The organism is uncultured Sphingomonas sp., assembly GCF_937859915.1.
Taxonomy (GTDB): Bacteria; Pseudomonadota; Alphaproteobacteria; order Sphingomonadales; family Sphingomonadaceae; genus Solisphingomonas.
The window spans coordinates 1-3,722 of the sequence record NZ_CALMAW010000132.1 but is presented as its reverse complement, the minus strand read 5'-3'; the positions used below and the strand labels follow the sequence as shown (position 1 = coordinate 3,722).

General features: G+C 64.2%; 4 protein-coding genes. 1 reads left to right on the top strand and 3 read right to left on the bottom strand.

The genetic code is table 11. The annotated features are described in order from the left end of the window. Positions 1-782, top strand: a 782-nt coding sequence (gene groEL, locus Q0326_RS17515) for a chaperonin GroEL (RefSeq protein ID WP_298693002.1), incomplete at its 5' end; no start/stop codon positions are given. A gap of 234 nt (positions 783-1,016) precedes the next feature. On the opposite strand, the gene Q0326_RS17510 is transcribed toward groEL, so the two are convergent. From Q0326_RS17510 to Q0326_RS17500, 3 genes are read right to left on the bottom strand one after another with little or no spacing between them, the layout of a single operon-like run. Then, a complete protein-coding gene (locus Q0326_RS17510; protein WP_298692999.1) occupies positions 1,017-1,208 on the bottom strand; it encodes a hypothetical protein in 192 nt (63 codons plus the stop codon). A 60-nt stretch (positions 1,209-1,268) separates the two neighbouring features. Further along, positions 1,269-2,444, bottom strand: a complete 1,176-nt coding sequence (locus Q0326_RS17505) for a VWA domain-containing protein (RefSeq protein WP_298692997.1) — start codon at positions 2,442-2,444, stop codon at positions 1,269-1,271. A 47-nt stretch (positions 2,445-2,491) separates the two neighbouring features. Next, positions 2,492-3,334: a MoxR family ATPase gene (locus tag Q0326_RS17500; RefSeq protein ID WP_298692995.1), complete on the bottom strand. Its 843-nt coding sequence runs from the start codon at positions 3,332-3,334 to the stop codon at positions 2,492-2,494. Positions 3,335-3,722: the final 388 nt, after the last annotated feature.

Sequence of the window (3,722 nt, the reverse complement as noted above, 5' to 3'; positions counted from 1 at the left end):
ACATCGCGATCCTGACCAAGGGCGAGATGATCTCCGAGGATCTCGGCATCAAGCTCGAGAACGTCACGGTCGGCATGCTCGGCACCGCCAAGCGCGTCACCATCGACAAGGACAACACCACCATCGTCGACGGTGCGGGTGACGAGGCCAACATCAAGGGCCGCGTCGAGGCGATCCGTGCGCAGATCGAGAACACGACGAGCGACTACGACAAGGAGAAGCTCCAGGAGCGTCTCGCAAAGCTCGCCGGTGGCGTGGCCGTGATCAAGGTCGGTGGGTCGACCGAGGTCGAGGTCAAGGAGCGCAAGGATCGCGTCGACGACGCGCTGCATGCGACCCGCGCGGCCGTCGAAGAAGGCATCGTCCCGGGCGGCGGCACCGCGCTGCTGTACGCGACCAAGGCGCTCGAGGGCCTCAAGGGCATCAACGACGACCAGACCCGCGGCATCGACATCATCCGCAAGGCGCTCCAGGCGCCGCTTCGTCAGATCGCGCAGAATGCCGGTTTCGACGGTGCGGTGGTCGCGGGCAACCTGCTGCGCGAGAATGACGAGACCCGCGGCTTCAACGCCTCGACCGACGTCTACGAGAACCTGGTTGCGGCCGGCGTGATCGATCCGACCAAGGTCGTGCGGACGGCTCTGCAGGATGCCGCCTCGGTGGCCGGCCTGCTGATCACCACCGAAGCTACGATCGCCGAGTTCCCCGAGGACAAGTCGGGCGGCGGCATGCCGGCTGGCATGGGCGGCGGCATGGGTGGCATGGGCGGCATGGACTTCTAAGTCCGCGCCACTCAGGCACTCCGCTTGTAAGGGAAGGGCCGGAGGAGCGATCCTCCGGCCCTTTCTGCGTGCGGGACCGTTTCGGAGTCGGCCAAGCCGCCAACAGCCGTTCGTCCTGAGCGCAGTCGAAGGACACGCGCCGACGGTGGCTGCCCTTCGACTGCGCTCAGGGCGAACGGAGGGTGGGAGGGGCGACGCCCCGACGGCAACCCGTGCGGGTCGCCCGCTACGCGCTCAGCGTGCCGCGGCGGTCTTCGCGGCGAGATTGACCGAGGCGCGCTCGGCAGTCTCCTCGACGCCCTGCGCCATCGCGTCCCAGGTCATCGCCGAGCGCTCGTGCATCGCCTTGCGGTTGGGAAGGTTGGTCTTGGCGGCGGCCGCGCGTTCGGCGGCGGCGTTGGCGCGGAAGGCTTCGCTTGTGCTCATGCTGGCGCGCATAGCGAAGCGCGGCGCAAAACGCCAGAACTCGCTCAGCGTGATCGAAAATTAGCGTTTGCGCGCCAGCGATCGCGCGGCTTCATCGAGTCCCTTCAGCGTCATCGGGAACATCCGGTCGCCGAGCAGCTCGCGGATCATGCCGATCGACTGCGAATAGCCCCATTGCGGCTCGGGGATCGGATTGAGCCACGCCGCCGACGCATAGACGTCGGTCATCCGCTTGATCCACAACGCGCCCGGCTCGTCGTTCATATGCTCGACCGAGCCGTTCGGGTGGCTGATCTCATAGGGGCTCATCTGTGCGTCGCCAACGAACAGCAGCTTGTAATCATGCCCGAATTTGTGGAGCACGTCCCACAGCGACGTGCGCTCGGCGAAGCGGCGGCGATTGTCCTTCCACACGCCCTCGTATACGCAGTTGTGGAAATAGAAGAACTCGAGATGCTTGAACTCGGCGGTGGCCGCCGAGAACAGCTCCTCGCAGACCCTGACGTGTGGGTCCATCGATCCGCCGACATCGAGGAACAGCAGCAGCTTGACCGCATTGCGACGCTCGGCCCGCATGCTGATATCGAGATAGCCTTTGCGTGCGGTGCCATCGATTGTGGCATCGATGTCGAGCTCGTCGGCCGCGCCCTCTCGCGCGAAGCGGCGAAGACGGCGGAGCGCGATCTTGATGTTGCGCGTGCCAAGCTCGACCGAGCTGTCGAGATTGCGGAACTCGCGCTTCTCCCACACCTTGATCGCGCGCTTGTGCTGGCTCTCGCCGCCGATCCGGACGCCCTCGGGATTGTATCCCGAATTGCCGAACGGCGAGGTGCCGCCGGTGCCGATCCATTTGTTGCCGCCCTGATGCCGGCCCTGCTGCTCCTCAAGCCGCTTGCGCAGCGTCTCCATAATCTCGTCCCAATCGCCGAGCGATTTGATCTTCTCCATCTCCTCGGACGACAGGAATTTTTCGGCGACCGCCTTGAGCCACTCCTCGGGGATGTCCGCGGTCTCTTCGCCCGGAGCGACCAGCCCGCGGAAGACATGTGCGAACACTTGGTCGAAGCGATCGATCAGGCTCTCGTCCTTCACGTAGATCGCGCGCGACAGATAATAGAATTCCTCCGGTGTCTGCGCGATCACCTCGCGGTCGAGCGCCTCGAGCAGCACCAGATGCTCTTTGGGGCTGGCCGGAATGCCGGCGCGGCGCAGTTCGTCGAGGAAGGAGATGAACATCGGATACCCTTCGTCTTGTCGTTCCCCGGCCTTCGCCGGGGGCCCAGTCAGCTCTGTCGCCGCGTCAGAAACGCCAGCCGCTCGAACAGCATAACGTCCGCCTCATTCTTGAGCAGCGCCCCGTGCAGCGGCGGGATCGCTTTCCGCGCATCCTTCGACTGCAGCACCTCGAGCGGCATGTCCTCGTGGAGCAGCAGCTTGAGCCAGTCGATCAGTTCGCTGGTCGAGGGCTTCTTCTTCAGGCCGGGCACCTCGCGCACCTCGTAAAAGATGTCGAGCGCGCGCCCGACCAATCGCTTCTCGATCCCCGGAAAATGGACGTCGACGATCGCCTGCATCGTCTCGCGATCGGGGAAGCGGATATAGTGGAAAAAGCAGCGACGTAGAAAGGCGTCGGGCAGCTCCTTCTCGTTGTTCGAGGTGATGATGACGATCGGCCGCTCGACCGCGGTGACGCGCTCGCCGGTCTCGTAGACGTCGAAGCTCATCCGATCGATCTCCTGCAGGAGGTCGTTGGGAAATTCGATGTCGGCCTTGTCGATCTCGTCGATCAGAAGCACGGGAAGGGCGGGGGAGGTGAACGCCTCCCACAATTTGCCGCGGCGGATATAGTTGGCGATGTCGTGGACCCGCGCGTCGCCGAGCTGTCCGTCGCGCAGCCGTGCCACCGCGTCATATTCGTAAAGCCCTTGATGTGCCTTGGTGGTCGACTTGACGTGCCACTCGATCAGCGGCGCACCGGCGGCTTCCGCAATTTCGTGGGCGAGCACGGTCTTGCCAGTGCCGGGTTCGCCTTTGACCAGCAGCGGACGGCGCAGCGTCACCGCGGCATTGACCGCCACCTTGAGATCGTCAGTTGCGACATAGGTGTCGGTGCCGGTGAAGCGCATCGCAAATCCTTCCTGTCATCGGGCCGTCACGGCCTCTGTCTACACCCTAGAGAGACGGCAGGCTGCCGCAAGCGCCGGACAAGTTCCGCGGCGGTGCGAAGTTTTTTGCATCGAATCGTTGACGCCTTCCGACGATGCCCTTAGAGGCCCGTTCACCGCAACGGACCAACGGCTTCGGCCGGTTCGCTGCACGGTCCCGGACCACTCGCTGGTCGCGCCACATAGTGGTGAGGGATTACTCTTTTGGTAAGCGGCGCTTCCTTGCGGGATCGTCCACGCCTTTCCGGATCGGTCACACGATCACCTCGAGATGATCGGGGGCAGGGCTGGCGTCGGTTCATTCTCATTGTTGGTATAGATGAAGGGACATGTGGGCGGCGGCTCCGGT